Source organism: Paucibacter hankyongi (assembly GCF_037482915.1).
GTDB classification, from domain to species: Bacteria; Pseudomonadota; Gammaproteobacteria; order Burkholderiales; family Burkholderiaceae_C; genus Paucibacter_A; species Paucibacter_A hankyongi.
Window position 1 is genome coordinate 1 of sequence record NZ_JBBHJX010000016.1, and the last position, 13916, is coordinate 13916.

Below are 13916 nucleotides of genomic sequence, written 5' to 3' on the forward strand. Positions count from 1 at the left end.
ACGTTCAAACAAGGGGCGCGAATTAGGTGATTGAAGTCGCTCCGCGACGCCCGCCAAACCTTCCGCTCCTCGCCCATGCAGAAGGGGGAAGTCTAGTCAACTCGGCTCGCTGCGCGTCGCCTGGATGGGTGCTGCGCTACGCGCAAGCCCCTCGCAGGTCTATGCCGATAGGATCAGGATTCTTTTACTTGAGATGTACATTCAGACTGGGCATAACGCCTGGATTTGATGGCAACATACACACTTGCCATGCTACTGACTGCGCCGCCTGATCCTCATTGGATTTGGGACAGGTGCGAAGTTGGTCGATAAATTCAATGCTGCATGAATAAACAAGCTGGTCCGGAGAGAACTCAGATGCGATAAGCACTTGCTCGCCGGTTTGGCAGGGCTGCTACTGCGCCGCTTTTTGGCAATGTTCAGCGCCGCAGGGCGCTCTACAACGGGCCAGGTGGCATAGGGCTACGACCGGGTCGCACACGCAAATGACACTCCTTTACCTTCTTCTTGGTGGTCTCGCGGTTTGGATCGCGTACAGGGTTTTGATGAAGCCACGAGCATATCCTCCAAACCCGCGATCCGGGCAGCACGAGATACCGATCAAGATCACGGTGAGCTATGAGGACGGAGGGTATGGGCGCCAACCTCGCGAGAGCATCGATAAAGATGAATGGGAAGGCAGCTTTTGGGAAGTTTCCCAACCTTTGCCAGCGAAGGCCAAGCTGAAGCTCAAGTACACCGATGGGGCCGGCCGCAAAACTGAACGTACGGTCGATGTACGGCAGTTTGGCGCGGTAGGTCCGACTACGTTACTCATCGGGCACTGCAACATGCGAGATGCAACGAGGACTTTTCGATGCGACCGTATCGAGTCTTGCATTGATGAAGAGTCTGGCGAAGTCGTCAGCGACGTTCGCACATACCTTCAGACCAAGTACGACGAGTCACCTGATCGCACCAAAGACCTACTTCTTGAAGGGGAGTACGACACACTCAGGGTACTGCTCTATGTTGGCAAGGCGGATGGCCAACTTCGCTCTGCAGAGAAGGCGGTCATTCGCGAGACCTGCGTTGCAATCACGAACGATTCCCGTCTCACGGACGGCACTATCCAAGATTTGCTTGCGAATATGGATGTACCGACATTGCAGGCCTTCAAACTCGCCGTCGGTCGCCTTGCCAAGCGCGATCCGGCAGCACAAAGCGTGGTCATGACTGCCGCCGAGAAAATGGTCGCAACGCAGAAAACAGTCCATCAAGCAGAACAAGAAGCGCTTGACTACATGAAGAAACGGTTTTCAATTGGCGCGAATGCCGCTTAACCGCTCTTGAGTACAAAGCCGTGGCGAGTTCTCTGATTTAAATGCAAGACCTGACCCTCAAGGGAATCGCTTGACAGGTGCATGTGCTCTGCGCATGCACCCTTCGAGGCGACGCGCAGCGAGCCGTGTTCTTTGGCGTTCCCCTTCTGCATGGGTGAGGAGCGCAGAATTTGCCGGGCGTCGCGTAGCGACTTCAAGAACTGGCTTCGCGCCCCTTGTCTGAACGGAGCGTAGCGCAGTGAGTTGGGCGCGGCCCGGCAAATTTGAGCATCCGAGCGGACCCGCAGGGCCATGCGTCAGGGTCGCCTTCTCTTGCCTCCTTCTCTTGGCGAGACAAGAGAAGGGGGTCGCCCGCCGGGGCGAATTCCCGGCATCGTGCGGGGCGACCGAGTCAAACGAAGCCGAACAGCCTTCAATGCATCGGAGCGATTACTTCAACCATGCCAGCAAGACCTGACCCTCACGCCCAACCGTCCCGCCGGTTTATGCTCTTCCTAGTTCAAACCCAAAGGTCCCCACCATGTACGAATTCAAACTCCCCGATATGACCTGCGGCCACTGCGTGGCCGCCATCACCAAGACGGTGGCGAGCGTGGACGCCGAGGCCAAGCCCTTGTTTGACCGCGAAGCGAAAATCTTGCGAGTCGAAAGCGAAAAAGGCCGCGACGTGTTCGTCGCGGCCTTGACGGAAGAGGGCTATCCGCCCGCTTGAGGGCTTAGGCCGGTTTCAGCAGGGCCGCCGCTTCGATTGGCAGCTTGCGCACCCGCACGCCGGTGGCGGCAAAGATGGCATTGCAGACCGCGGGAGCGATCGGCGGGGTGCCGGGCTCACCAATGCCACCGGGTGCTGCGGTGCTGGGCAGGATGTGAACCTCGACCTTGGGCATCTCGCTGAGGCGCAAGACCGGGTAGTCGTGGAAATTGCTTTGCTCCACGCGTCCGTCTTTGTGGCTGATCTTGCCGTAGAGCGCCGCCGAGAGGCCGTAGCAGATGGCGCTTTCCATCTGGTGCGTGATGGTCAAGGGGTTGACGGTCTGGCCGCAGTCCACCGCCGCCACCACCCGGTGCACCTTGGGTGTCCCGTCTTTGCCGATGGAGACTTCGGCCACTTCAGCCACATAACTGCCAAAACTCTCGGCCACCGCGATGCCGCGGTGAATGCCCTTGGGCGCAGGCTTGCCCCAGCCGGCCTTGGCGGCGGCTAGCTCCAAAACACCTCGCAGGCGCGGGTGCTGGCTCAACATCTTCAGGCGGAACTGCAGTGGGTCGGCCTTGGCCGCATGAGCCATCTCGTCGACAAAGCTTTCCAGGAAGAAGGCGTTTTGTGAATGCCCGACCGAGCGCCAGAACCAAACCTGCGGGCCGGGTTCGGCCTGGCCATAGGCGATGCGCTGATTGGCGATCTCGTAGTGGTGATCGGCAAGGCCTTCCACCGCCATCGCGTCTACGCCGCTGGCGGGAATCTTCATGAAGCCGGAGCCGGCCATGATGGAAGGCGAGCCGATGTCGGCGCGCAGCAGGGTCGGTTGGCCCTTGTCATCTAACGCACCCTCAAACTTGACCAGAGAGGCAGGCCGGTAGAAGCCGGCGGCCATATCGTCCTCGCGCTCATAGATCAGCTTGACCGGGTGGCCGCTGATCTTGGACAAGAGCGTGGCGCTGATGGTGAAGTCATGCGCAAAGCGACGCCCGAAACCGCCGCCGAGCAAAGTGGTGTGCACCTTGACCTTGTCGGTCGGCACGCCGGCGACTTGTGCCACGACTTGTTGCGTTGGCCCTTGGGCCTGAGTGCCGATCCAGACGGTGGCCTCGTTCTCTCGCACCCAGGCGGTGCAGTTCAGCGGCTCCATGCAGGCATGGGCCAGATAGGGCACCTCATAAGTTGCGCTCAGCTGTTGGCTGGAGTTGGCCGCCGCATCTTTCAGATTGCCCTTGTCCACGGCCACCGCTTGCGCATTGCTGGCGGCGGTCTCGAGCATGCTGCTGACCTTGGCGCTGCTCAGTTCGGCGCTGGGGCCCATGTCCCATTGCAGGTTCAGCGCGGCGCGGCCCTTCTTGGCGGCCCAGAAACCGGTGGCCAAGACGGCCACACCTTGATCTAGGCTGATCACATGTTTGACGCCCTTGATCGCGCGCGCCGCGGCCTCGTCGAAACTCTTGGGCTTCACCCCTGCGGCGGGCGCGCGCGACATCACCGCAACCAGCATGCCCTCCACATGGGCGTCGATGCCAAACTGCGCGCTGCCATTCACCTTGGCGGCCACGTCCAGGCGGCGGGTGGGCCGGCCCAGGATCTTGAAGTCTTTATTTGCTTTCAGCGTGGGCTTGCTTGGCACCGGCTGTTTGGCGGCAGCCTCCACCAAGGCACCATAGGCGATCTTCTTGCCGTTCGGCGCGATCACCTGGCCGCGCTCGGTGCGCAGCTGTGCTGCGTCAATCTTCCACAACTCAGCGGCTGCCGCGACCAACATCTGCCGAGCGGCAGCGCCGGCCTGGCGCAGCGGCGTCCAGTGCGCGCGCACCGTGGTGCTGCCGCCGGTGCCTTGCATGCCGAACAGAGGGTTGTTGTAGGCCGCATCGGCGGGGGCTTGCTCCACACCGACCAGGGCCCAGTCGGCGTCCAGCTCCTCGGCCACCAGCATCGGAATGGCGGTCAACACACCCTGACCCATCTCGGAGGAGCCGCACATCACGGTGACGCAGTTGTCCGGCGTGATGCGCAGCCAGGCATTCGGGCTGAAGGTGTTGGTGGTCTGCGCCTCGGCGCGTTTGGTCGCCAGCGGCAGGGCAAAGGAAATCATCAAGGCGCTGCCAAGGCCATGAGCGCTGCTCTTGAGGAAGCCGCGGCGAGAATTGTTCACAGTCGTGCTGTCCATGATCAAGCGCCTTTCTTCAACAGGGCCGAGGCGTCGTGAATGGCGGCGCGCACCTGCTGATAGGTGCCGCAGCGGCAGATATTGCCGCTCATGGCCGCGTCGATGTCGGCGTCGCTGGGCGACTTCTTGCGGGCCAGCAGCGCGCAAGCGCTCATCACCTGGCCGCTTTGGCAGTAGCCGCACTGCGGCACATCGAGCTTGACCCAGGCGGTCTGCACTGCGCGGCCGGTCTTGCTGGCGCCCACGCCCTCGATGGTGGTGACCTTCTTGCCGACGGCCGCCGACAGTGGCGTGGAGCAGGAGCGTACCGGTTGACCGTCCAAATGCACGGTGCAAGCGCCACACAGCGCCATGCCGCAGCCGAACTTGGTGCCGGTCAGCTGCAGGTCTTCACGCAAGGCCCACAAGAGGGGCATATCGGGTTCGGCGTCCACCGAAGCGGGTTTGCCGTTGACGGTCAAATGAATCATGGGTGGATCCTCGCGAAGGCCTTGAAACGGGGGCAGGGCGGTGTTGGCTTTGCGCCAGCGCCGGCAAGCATACACAGTGGCGCGGCGCCTGTCTTGGGACAGGCTTGCCGCGTTGGTGTTCAGCCTTGCTTCAGGGCTTGCTGCTGCCGGGACTGACTTGCTGGCGGCCGTTCAGATAGCTTTGGAAATCGGCCAGCTCTTGGTGCTGGGTGACCAGCCCGTTCTCCACGGTCAGGGTCAGCACCAAGGGGGTTTTGCTGCGCACGGGTGCTTGGCCGGGCAGCGAGAAGGACCAGTCCGACTCGCCGATGAACACCGCGTGCTGGCCGGCAAAGGTGCTGCGCTCACGTTTGAAGGCGTGTGTTTCCACATAGGGGTAGACCTCGGTGAAGTACTTCGTCAGTGCCGGTTTGCCCTGCTGGCTCAAGTCACCAAAAACCATCTTTGCCGTGGGGTCGGCAAAGTGGATGTGCTCGGCCATCAGCGGAAACAAGCGCGGCCAGTCGCGGCTCAAATAGGCCTGCAGATAGCGCTCGGCCACATCGCGGGTTTGCGCTGACAGCGCGCGGTACTGCTGCGCCGGCTCGGTGGTCGCGGCGGCGGCATTGCCTGTGTTGGCGGGCTGTGCGTCGGCGTTGCTGCTCAGCAGGTTCAGGCTCAGAGCGAGCAACAAGGGGGTGTAAGAGGCGATTCGGCGCATGGAAGAGGTCCTCGGTTGATGGCATGGCGTCTGTGCCCTTGGGCCCAAACGCGGCCGCGACTTTGGCTCGGAAAGCGCTGGGCCTGGCCCAGCATGGGATGAATTGCCAGGCCGGGGGGACGAGTGGCAGCGCCTTGGCCCGCTCTGGCCTTGTGCATGGCATACAGTGGCCGCAAGGCGGGCCCAAGGGGGCCGGCCGCTGTCAACGCTGGTGCTTCTTTCGCCTGATTCATGCGCGCTAATTTCTCTGACGTCTTGCCTGGCCGGGCCGCCGATTCAGCGGGCCCCGGCCGGATAAGCCTGCGCCGCAGCGCTTGGCGCGGCTTGTGGGTGTGCACGGTGGTCTGGCTGCTGTTTTGCCTGTTGCTGGTCTTGGCGCAGACCAATGATGCGGCCAAGCTAGGGCGAACCCAGCTGAGTTTCGGCGTGCTGCTGAAAGACAGCCTGCCGCTCTTTCCGCCCTTTCTTTTGCTGAGCTGGTGCTTGTTCATGCAGGCGCAGCGTTGGCCGCGGCTGTGGTCCTGCCCGGCGGCTTTGTCGAAAAACTTCGTCGTCTGCATGGCGGTCTTCATGGTCGTGTGGACAGGCTATGTCAGCGCCTTAGACCTGTTGCAAAACGGCAAGCCGCTCAGCCTTTGGTGGCAGCACATCAGCAGCCAGCGCTGGTTCAACCGTTTTTATGACTTCGTGCTGGCCAGCAGTGCCTTTGCGGTCCAGGCCGGCTTGTGTGCGCTGGGTGCCGCAAGAGACCGCGAGCTGGACTGGCGGCGCGAGCAGACCGACAACCTGCGTCTGCGCCTGACCTTGCTGCAAGGCCAGCTGGAGCCGCACTTTTTGTTCAACGCGCTCAACAGCATCTCGGCCCTGGTGCGCGGCAGTGACCGCAGCACCGCCCTGTCGGCCTTGAGTCGGGTCAGTGAATTGCTGCGTTATGCCTTGCGCGCCAGCCGCAGCAACTGGGTCACAGTGCAAGACGAACTGGACTTTGTGCGCGACTACCTGGCCTTGCAAAGTCTGCGCTTTGGCGAGGGCTTGCAAGTACGCTGGACGATACAAGAAGGGGCGGGTGCACCCGCCTGGGCCGAGATCGCCTGCCCGCCGCTGCTCTTTCAACCCTTGATCGAGAACGCCATACGCCACGGCCTGGAGGCGCATGAAGGCCAGGGCGTGATCCAGTTGAGCCTCGCCTGCCCCGAGCCCGGCCGCCTGGTGTTCTTGATTCGCAACCCCTTGCCGGCCGAGGCGGCGCGTCAGCCCGGCCATGGATTGGGGCTGAGCGCCACGCGCGAGCGTCTGGCCATGTTGTATGGCGAGCAGGCTCAGCTGCGCAGCCAAGCGATGACGCAGGCGGCTTGCTTTGAAACCGAATTGACTCTGCCCTGTCGGGATGCTGTTCATGAAGAAGACCCTGAGCGCGCTGGTCGTTGACGATGAAGCGCTGGCGCGCAGCAATCTGCAGCTGGCCCTGGCCGATCACCCGGGCTGGCGCTGTGTGGGTGCCTGTGCGGGCGCTGCCGAGGCGCGCGTGGCGCTGGCGCAGCGCGAGGTGGATCTGCTCTTGCTGGACATTCAAATGCCGCGCGAGAACGGCCTGAACTTTGCCGCCGAATTGCAGGCCGCCGCGAGCCCGCAAAAGCCCGCGCCCTTGATCGTCTTTGTGACGGCCTTTGATGAGCATGCGCTCAGCGCTTTTGATGTGTTCGCGCTGGACTATCTGCTCAAGCCCTTTGACGACCAGCGCTTTGCGGCCATGCTGGCGCGGGCCGAGCAGGTGCTGGCGCTCAAGCAGAGTGCCGCCTACGCCACGGCTTATGCCGATGCCATGGGCAGCTTCTTGAAAGAGCAAAGCCAAGTGGCGGCGGGGCAGCCCTATCCGGCCTTGGACTTTCTGACGGTGCGCTCGGTGGGCTCGGTTGAGCGGGTCGCCGTTGCCGACATCGAGTGGATTGCTGCCGCCGGCAACTATGTGGAGTTGCACCTGAGAGTCAACCCGGGCAGCAGCCCTCGCGTGGTCTTGCACCGCTCCACTTTGAGTGCGTTGGAGCTGCGCCTGCTGCCTCATCAGTTCATGCGGGTGCACCGCACGGCGCTGGTGCGCCCAGGGTCCATGAGCCGCATGGAAGTCACCGGCGACAGCACTTATGAGCTGACGCTGAGTTCGGGTGACAAGGTGCCGGTCAGCGAGCGTTTTGCCAAAGAGGTCAAGGCGGTTTTTGATTCAGCCTGAGCTTGATCCAGAGCCTAGGCTTTGCGCCGAGGTCGCCGCCCGTGAAAACCCCCTGGCCCTGCGGCGCCCCGGTGATATGGTCGCTAGCTTCGCCTTCCTGCTGTTTGCGCTAAGCGACCACCCACACCCATGACCACCCCCGCACATCTGCTGCCCACCGAGCAGAAAGTTCCTCATCCGGCTTTCTTCATGTTTTTGATCGCGCCCTTCGGCGCGGCCACGGGGTTTACCGGGGTGTGCGTGGCCTATCTGCTGGCGCAAGCCCATGTCAGTGCCGAGCTGATTGCCACCATGCTCGCCATGAACTACATCCCCCAGACCTGGAAGTTTCTGTGGGCGCCAGTGATCGACCTGACCCTGACGCGCAAGCGCTGGTTTGCCATCGGCATGGTCGGCCTGGTCTTCAGCATGCTGGCGCTGGGCATGCAAGTCATGAGCACCGTAGCCATGCCGCGCATCATCGCGCTGGTGGTGACCCTCAGCGCGGCTTCCACCGTGGTCGGCATGGCGGTGGACTGCTTGATGGCGCATCAAACGCCCGAGCATGCCAAGGGTCGCGCCGCCGGCTGGTTTCAGGCCGGCAATCTGGGCGGCGGCGGTCTGGGCGGGGGGGCTGGCTTTGTGGCTGATTCATTCCGGCGGCCTGAGCGTGCTCGCCGGTACCGCCGTGTTGGCCTCGGTCTGCGCCCTGTGCAGCCTGCCCATTTTCTGGCTGCGCGAGGATCTCTCCCAGGCCATCGTCGGCAGTGTGCGTGAGCGCTTGCGCGAGACCGGGCGCGACCTCTGGAGTGTGGTGCGTTCGCGCCGAGGCGCCCTGGCCATGCTGGTTGTGTTTCTGCCGCTCGGCACCGGCGCGATGAGCAATATGTACGCCATCTTTGCCGACAAGTGGGGCGCCAGCGCCGACACCGTCGCCCTGGTCACGGGCACCATGAGCGGCCTGCTTTCGGCCGCCGGCTGCCTGCTCGGCGGCTACCTGTGTGACCGCATGAACCGCCAACTGGCCTACTGCTTGCTAGGCCTGGGCACCGCCGGCATCAGCGTGGCCATGGCGCTGGCACCACAGACCGAGACCCAGTTCATCGTCTGGACCAGCCTCTACGCCTTCGCCAACGGCCTGTGCTACGCCGCCTTCTCGGCCGTCACGCTGGAGGCCATCGGCAAAGGCGCCGCTGCTACCAAGTACAACCTGATGGCCTCACTGTCCAATACGCCGATTGGTTGGTCAACGGCGGTTTACGGCTACGTCTTCAGCAAGTACGGCGCTCATGCCACCTTGCTGACCGAGATGGCGATGACCGTGCCGGCCGTACTGCTCTTTCTTGCCCTGCTGGGCTGGAGCCGGCGCAGTGATCGCCGCCGAGGCCTGCAGTCAGCCTGAGGGACGTGTGAATGCTGCCCCTGCACCTAAGCAAGGCCTCAGCTTCATCAGTTGTCCTGCCTCATTTCTGCCGTGGAAGTTGATACGGTTTGCGCGTCAAGGCTGGGGGTGTCTAACGTCGAAACTGAGCCGCGAGCGACGGCAGCGCCCGGAAGGCCAAGAATGAAATGGGGCCGGACTGGCCAACCACTGCGAGTCGGTTCGAACCCCGGGTCGGGCATCATCGAGTTGCTCTCTTGCGAGCTTGGCGCCGATGGTAAAGGTGTCAACCGAGAATTCCAACGAGTAGGACCGGCCCGTCTAACTGTTGGCTGGCTTCTGGTGAATTCAGGGCCGGGCCTTGCTCTTAGATTTACGACCTGCCCCCGAATTTCGCACACTGCCTCTTCTCTCAGTGGCCGCAGGCGGAACCGGCAGTGCACGGGAGATCGGGTGAGCATCACCTGCGTGGCCGATTACTGCTGCACGAAATGCTTGCATGTCATTCAGAAAGAGCGGAATCCAGAACGGAACTTTATGACCGTCGACGGTGAGTCGAAGGTGCGGAAGGAAGTAGTACTTCGCCGGCCATACTTTGGAAACTCCTTCCCAAGGAACTATTTGCCACCGACCAAACGTGTTGAAGGTGCGAATGCCTTCGGCCTGCACTTGAAACCTCACCGCGGCGGTCACGATACCCAATATGACGGCGCAGAAGGCTGAGATTGCCAAGCTCAAGAGCAGGTGTGGTTTCGTCATGGGCCGATCAACGATCAACGATAGCGCAAACCAGACTAGGAAGACGCTTGCGGTACAGATGGTGGACTGAAGGCGCCAGATCGGGAAAAAGTCGTAGCGAAAGTTTTTCAAAGGCGGAGGACTTGAGTGAGATGGGATTTTGCGGCCTAGCTTGGAAATATGGAGACATCCGTGTCGGATAACTTGGCGGCCTGTCTCCATAACGTCGCGAGGCGGCTCGACCGACCAGTTAGAAGTCATTTTCACCATGTCATCGACCACTCGACACGCACATGCGGCTTAAGCTGCAGTTCACAGAACTTGACCCTCTCGTCGTTGAACGAAACTCGCAAGAGTTCTTTTGACCCGCTTGTTTCAATTGTCCAGCCACTTGCCGCCACCGAGCTAAATCGCACCCGCAATTGATCTTCTTGCCACCATTGAACGGAGAATTCCATTTCATCCGGTCCGACGGTTGCAACGATCTTGTCCGCGCCGCGATGCGTCGTGAACCTAGCTCCGTAGTACCAGCCCTCTGGGTGAATCCAGTCGGGCTCGGTTTCGAAGAAAACCACGTAGTCGAGTAGCTCCGGTCTCTGTTCCATGACTTCTAACTATTCAGTTGTGATGAGTCTTCAAGTGACTTGCGGATTGGATTTGTGTGGCATTTTCTGTGAACAAGCCGATTTAAATAACAGGCAAAACCAGCGGCCAGATTTTGAACTGCATTTTGGGTTCGAGGGCTTGGTAGCAACCCAAATTGGGGCAGCGCTTTTCACTGGAGGCGCATAGGTAGGATCCAGCATTCGCACAAGGGGGCGGGCGCAAGGCCCCTTGTCCAGAGACATGGCTGAGTCCCTCTGGCCCTTGCTGGCGCTTCGGTGTGAAACCTCGCGCCGAAGGCAAGAAGCTGGCCGCCTGAAGCGGCCATCGGTCCGACCTCAGCCCGGCCGCTTGCAGGCGGCCTGGCCTTCGTCCGGCGTCAGGATGGCCGCAGGGCCATCCTTCGGTCCGGACTCAGAACTTGTGGTCGTATTGGATGCTGAACTTGACGAAGCGGGGTTCGGTGTAGCTGATCACTCGCTCATAAGTGGGCGACACATTGGTGCCGGTGCCGCCTACGTTATAGGTTTCATCCACGTTCTGTGCCACTTGCGAGTTGAAGGCGTTGAACACATCCATTCGCAAGGCCAGCCCTTTCACCACCGACGGCCGGTAGATCAGGTTCAGGTCCAGGCGCTTGTCCCAGGGCAGATTGCCCACCGAGCCACGGGGCGAAGGCTTGCCGTCGCAGTAGTGATAGGCCGAGCCATTGCCGGAGTTGGGTGTGGTCGGGTAGGAACCGATGCAGCTGCGCGGGCGACCCGAGGCGAGCAAGGCATTGGCGCCGATCTGCCACTGGTCGTTCAGCTGATAGAAGCCATAGGCCTTGATCGAGTGGGTGCGTTGGTTGGGCAGCGGGCCGTAGGCATGCTCCATGAGGTCGGTGTAGTCCCAGGAGCGGGTTTCGCCGATATCGGTCTGGCCCACATCGGACTGCGTCTGCCCTTCGGTATTGCCCTTGTTGCGGCTGTAGGCATAGCTGATCTTGCCGTACCAGCCATCGCTCAAGGGGTGCTCGGCGAATACATCAAAGGCCAGGAAGTCGCGCTGTGGCTTGTCAAAGCCGAGTTCGGCGGCGCTCAGCTTGACCTTGGTGTAGTCCTTGCCGGTGCCGGCAAAGTCCACATTGAAGGTGTTGTCCACGCCTGGGTTGAAGGGGGTGCATAAGAAGCCGCTGCCATTTGGGCCGCCGATCCAGTTGCTGGTGTCGATCTTGTGATCGTCCGCCCATTTCTGTATCGGGCCGGCGCCGCCGCAGTAGTCGTCGATGGTGGAGACCAAGCGGCGGTAGGTCAGTTTGCCGCCGATATTGAAGGACTTGCTCAGCGCCTTCTCAAAGCCCAGCGAAATTTCGTCCTGGCTGTTGGGCTTCATGTCGTCAATGATCAGCGTGCGGCGGTCCTTCTTGGAGCCGTCTTCGCCATCCGGGCTGTAGCGTGGGCTGATGTTCTTGCGGCCAATCGGTGAACCATCGGCGTTGATGCCGGTGTAGGTGAAGTACTGCCACATATAGGTCGAGGGACCAGCGCCGCGCACCGCCAAATGGGTGGGCATCTGCACCGCATAACGGCCTGCGCTGCCGTATAGCTTCAAACTGGCGTCACCATTGACGTCCCAGATGGCGGCCAGGCGTGGGGCGATCTGGTTCGGTTGATCCAGAAACACCTCCTTCTCGTTGTTCTTGTTGGTGAAGGATTCGCTACGCAGGCCCAGCGAGATCAGCAGGTTTTTGCTGACCTGGTAGCGGTCTTCCAAGTACCAGGCCGAGGTGTCCGAGTAGGCATTGGTGACGGTTGAGAAATTGAACTCTCGCCCGTAGTAGCCCTGCAGGCCCAGGCCGCCGCCGCTGGCAATGCTGGTTGAGCCGGGAGCGTCACCCGGCACCGCATTGATGTCGTTGTTCTTGCGGTAGCGATAGGTGCCGCCGCCGGGCAAGAAGTCGCCGTTGTTCATGGAGCTCAGCTCATTGCGATCCAGGCCGGCGCGCAGCGAATGTTGGCCGAGACGGTATTCCACGTCCAGGCGCATCGAACGCGTCTTGTCTACAGCACCGTCGGGTAACTGGTTATTCAGCAGGGGCTGTGGGTTGTTGTAGACCAAGCCGGGTGCGCGGCCGCTGGCGCTGGCGTCCACAAAGTACTGGCTGCCGCCCGACGTGCCGCCGTATTGAAAGGTGTTGACATGCTCCGAGCGTGTCTGGCCCACCATGGCGGTCAGCGTCAGGTCATTGCTCAGGTTGCCGGTGTACTTGAGCATCTGCACATCCGAGCCCACCGGGGTTTGGTTGAACTCGTTTTTGTAGTGGTCGCGGAAGTCGGTGTTGGGCTGCGCGCCCTTGCGGCTCAGCGTGGCGTAGTCAAAGCCGCTGACCCGGCGGTCGCGCGTGGAGTTGTCGCCAATCAGGGTCAACTCCAGGCGATGGTCATCGTGCAGATTCCAGTCGAATTTGGCCAGGTAGCGGGTGGTCTTGTCCTCGCGCTCGGCCCAGCCCCATTTATTGCTGGAGACGCTGGAGGTGGGCAGGTCCACCACGCTGGAGTCGGTGCGTTTCTCGTCCGCCGCCAAGAACATGAACAGGCGGTCCTTGATCAGCGGGCCGCCCACATAGGCGCCCATCTCGACCTGGCTTTGTGTGTTTTGGTCTTGCAGGCGGTACAGCGTGCCGTCGGTGCCTTCATTGCCGGGCTTGCCGGTCTTTTGATAGTAGATGTTTCGCGCCTTCGATCGCAGCGCATTGGGCGAGTAGGTGAGCAGGGCGCCGGTCTCCCATTCATTGCTGCCGCTCTTGCTGATGATGTTGACCACGCCGCCCATGGAGCGGCCAAACTCGGCGCCGAAGCCGCCGGTCACCACCTGCATCTGCTCGATGGCGCCAAAGGGCAGCGATGAAGCGCCCAGGCCGGTGTTCGGATTGGTGACCACCATGCCGTTGATGTAGAAAGAATTCTCCGAGGCCGCGCCGCCGCCCAGGCTGGCTGCGCCGTTGTAGCGGGAGTCGCCGCGCGTCACATTGGGCGCCAGCTGCATCACCGCCTCCACCGACTTTTGCACCGGCAAGATGTCCAACTGTTTGGCACCAAAGCTGACGCCGTTGTCGGCGGTGGAGACGTCAATCGTCTTGGCGCGGCCGCGCACTTCGACGGTCTCGAGCTTGCTGGCGTCAAGGAAAGACACCTCGTTGCCTTTGCCGACCTGGACCTCGACGCCCTCGCGGCTGCTGACCAGCACCCCGCCCTTGAGCAGGCTGACTCGGTAGATGCCGGCCGGCAGGGACGTGGCTTGAAAGCGGCCTTGAGCGTCGGGCGTCAGATTGCGCTTGAAGCCGGTGGCCGGGTTTTCAATCAAGATGCTGCTGTCGGCGGTCTGCACGTCCAGCCGACCAAAAATGGTGCCGGTGGCATTGGACTGCGCCATCACGGGTGTGCTCAGACTCACGCCCAGCGCGGCGCCTCCGAGCGCCAGCGCCAGGGCGCGGGCAATTGCGGTTTTCTTGAACAAGTCAGTCTCCTCAATGGGGTTGAACCACGCCCATCGGGACGATGGGGCGGATGACTGACTCTAGAAATGAGCGGTGTGCAGCGGCCTGCCCAGGGGACGAAAACCGGGCTCGCAGACACCGA

General features: G+C 61.7%; 12 protein-coding genes. 6 read left to right on the forward strand and 6 right to left on the reverse strand.

The genetic code is table 11. The annotated features are described in order from the left end of the window. The first annotated feature begins 485 nt into the window (after positions 1-485). Entirely contained in the window at positions 486-1322 is an 837-nt protein-coding gene (locus WG899_RS18535; protein WP_339597140.1) for a WYL domain-containing protein, read from the forward strand. A gap of 520 nt (positions 1323-1842) precedes the next feature. Then, positions 1843-2034 (forward strand): heavy-metal-associated domain-containing protein, encoded by a 192-nt coding sequence (locus WG899_RS18540; RefSeq protein WP_339597141.1) that lies wholly within the window; start codon positions 1843-1845, stop codon positions 2032-2034. Between the two features lie 4 nt (positions 2035-2038). Here WG899_RS18540 and WG899_RS18545 read toward each other — a convergent pair whose 3' ends face one another. The 3 genes from WG899_RS18545 to WG899_RS18555 all read right to left on the reverse strand — a co-directional run bounded on the left by WG899_RS18545 (position 2039) and on the right by WG899_RS18555 (position 5368). Continuing rightward, complete coding sequence (locus WG899_RS18545; RefSeq protein WP_339597142.1) at positions 2039-4198, reverse strand: xanthine dehydrogenase family protein molybdopterin-binding subunit; 2160 nt, start codon at positions 4196-4198, stop codon at positions 2039-2041. A 2-nt stretch (positions 4199-4200) separates the two neighbouring features. Further along, positions 4201-4668, reverse strand: coding sequence for a (2Fe-2S)-binding protein (locus WG899_RS18550; RefSeq protein WP_339597143.1), 468 nt, complete (start codon positions 4666-4668; stop codon positions 4201-4203). Positions 4669-4798: 130 nt separating this feature from the next. After that, positions 4799-5368: a nuclear transport factor 2 family protein gene (locus WG899_RS18555; protein ID WP_339597144.1), complete on the reverse strand. Its 570-nt coding sequence runs from the start codon at positions 5366-5368 to the stop codon at positions 4799-4801. A 231-nt stretch (positions 5369-5599) separates the two neighbouring features. Between WG899_RS18555 and WG899_RS18560 the strand changes: the two genes are divergently transcribed. The 4 genes from WG899_RS18560 to WG899_RS18575 all read left to right on the forward strand — a co-directional run bounded on the left by WG899_RS18560 (position 5600) and on the right by WG899_RS18575 (position 8976). After that, complete coding sequence (locus tag WG899_RS18560) at positions 5600-6796, forward strand: sensor histidine kinase (RefSeq protein ID WP_339597145.1); 1197 nt, start codon at positions 5600-5602, stop codon at positions 6794-6796. Further along, positions 6765-7595 (forward strand): LytR/AlgR family response regulator transcription factor, encoded by an 831-nt coding sequence (locus tag WG899_RS18565; protein WP_339597146.1) that lies wholly within the window; start codon positions 6765-6767, stop codon positions 7593-7595. Before WG899_RS18560 ends, WG899_RS18565 begins: the two co-directional genes overlap by 32 nt. A gap of 129 nt (positions 7596-7724) precedes the next feature. After that, positions 7725-8351, forward strand: coding sequence for an MFS transporter (locus WG899_RS18570; RefSeq protein WP_339597147.1), 627 nt, complete (start codon positions 7725-7727; stop codon positions 8349-8351). Continuing rightward, entirely contained in the window at positions 8245-8976 is a 732-nt protein-coding gene (locus WG899_RS18575) for an MFS transporter (RefSeq protein ID WP_339597148.1), read from the forward strand. The genes WG899_RS18570 and WG899_RS18575 overlap by 107 nt, the downstream gene beginning before the upstream one ends. Positions 8977-9303: 327 nt before the next feature. On the opposite strand, the gene WG899_RS18580 is transcribed toward WG899_RS18575, so the two are convergent. The 3 genes from WG899_RS18580 to WG899_RS18590 all read right to left on the reverse strand — a co-directional run bounded on the left by WG899_RS18580 (position 9304) and on the right by WG899_RS18590 (position 13794). After that, on the reverse strand, positions 9304-9825 hold the full coding sequence (locus tag WG899_RS18580; protein ID WP_339597149.1) for a hypothetical protein: 522 nt from the start codon (positions 9823-9825) through the stop codon (positions 9304-9306). A 131-nt stretch (positions 9826-9956) separates the two neighbouring features. Beyond that, entirely contained in the window at positions 9957-10298 is a 342-nt protein-coding gene (locus WG899_RS18585) for a hypothetical protein (RefSeq protein ID WP_339597150.1), read from the reverse strand. A gap of 412 nt (positions 10299-10710) precedes the next feature. Then, positions 10711-13794, reverse strand: coding sequence for a TonB-dependent receptor (locus tag WG899_RS18590; protein ID WP_339597151.1), 3084 nt, complete (start codon positions 13792-13794; stop codon positions 10711-10713). Between the last annotated feature and the right edge of the window lie 122 nt (positions 13795-13916).

Bases quoted from the DNA above. Each gene is read 5' to 3' on its own strand.
- WG899_RS18535 (WP_339597140.1), top strand. From the start codon at position 486: ATGACACTCCTTTACCTTCTTCTTGGTGGTCTCGCGGTTTGGATCGCG.
- WG899_RS18540 (WP_339597141.1), top strand. From the start codon at position 1,843: ATGTACGAATTCAAACTCCCCGATATGACCTGCGGCCACTGCGTGGCC.
- WG899_RS18545 (WP_339597142.1), bottom strand. From the start codon at position 4,198: ATGGACAGCACGACTGTGAACAATTCTCGCCGCGGCTTCCTCAAGAGC.
- WG899_RS18550 (WP_339597143.1), bottom strand. From the start codon at position 4,668: ATGATTCATTTGACCGTCAACGGCAAACCCGCTTCGGTGGACGCCGAA.
- WG899_RS18555 (WP_339597144.1), bottom strand. From the start codon at position 5,368: ATGCGCCGAATCGCCTCTTACACCCCCTTGTTGCTCGCTCTGAGCCTG.
- WG899_RS18560 (WP_339597145.1), top strand. From the start codon at position 5,600: ATGCGCGCTAATTTCTCTGACGTCTTGCCTGGCCGGGCCGCCGATTCA.
- WG899_RS18565 (WP_339597146.1), top strand. From the start codon at position 6,765: ATGAAGAAGACCCTGAGCGCGCTGGTCGTTGACGATGAAGCGCTGGCG.
- WG899_RS18570 (WP_339597147.1), top strand. From the start codon at position 7,725: ATGACCACCCCCGCACATCTGCTGCCCACCGAGCAGAAAGTTCCTCAT.
- WG899_RS18585 (WP_339597150.1), bottom strand. From the start codon at position 10,298: ATGGAACAGAGACCGGAGCTACTCGACTACGTGGTTTTCTTCGAAACC.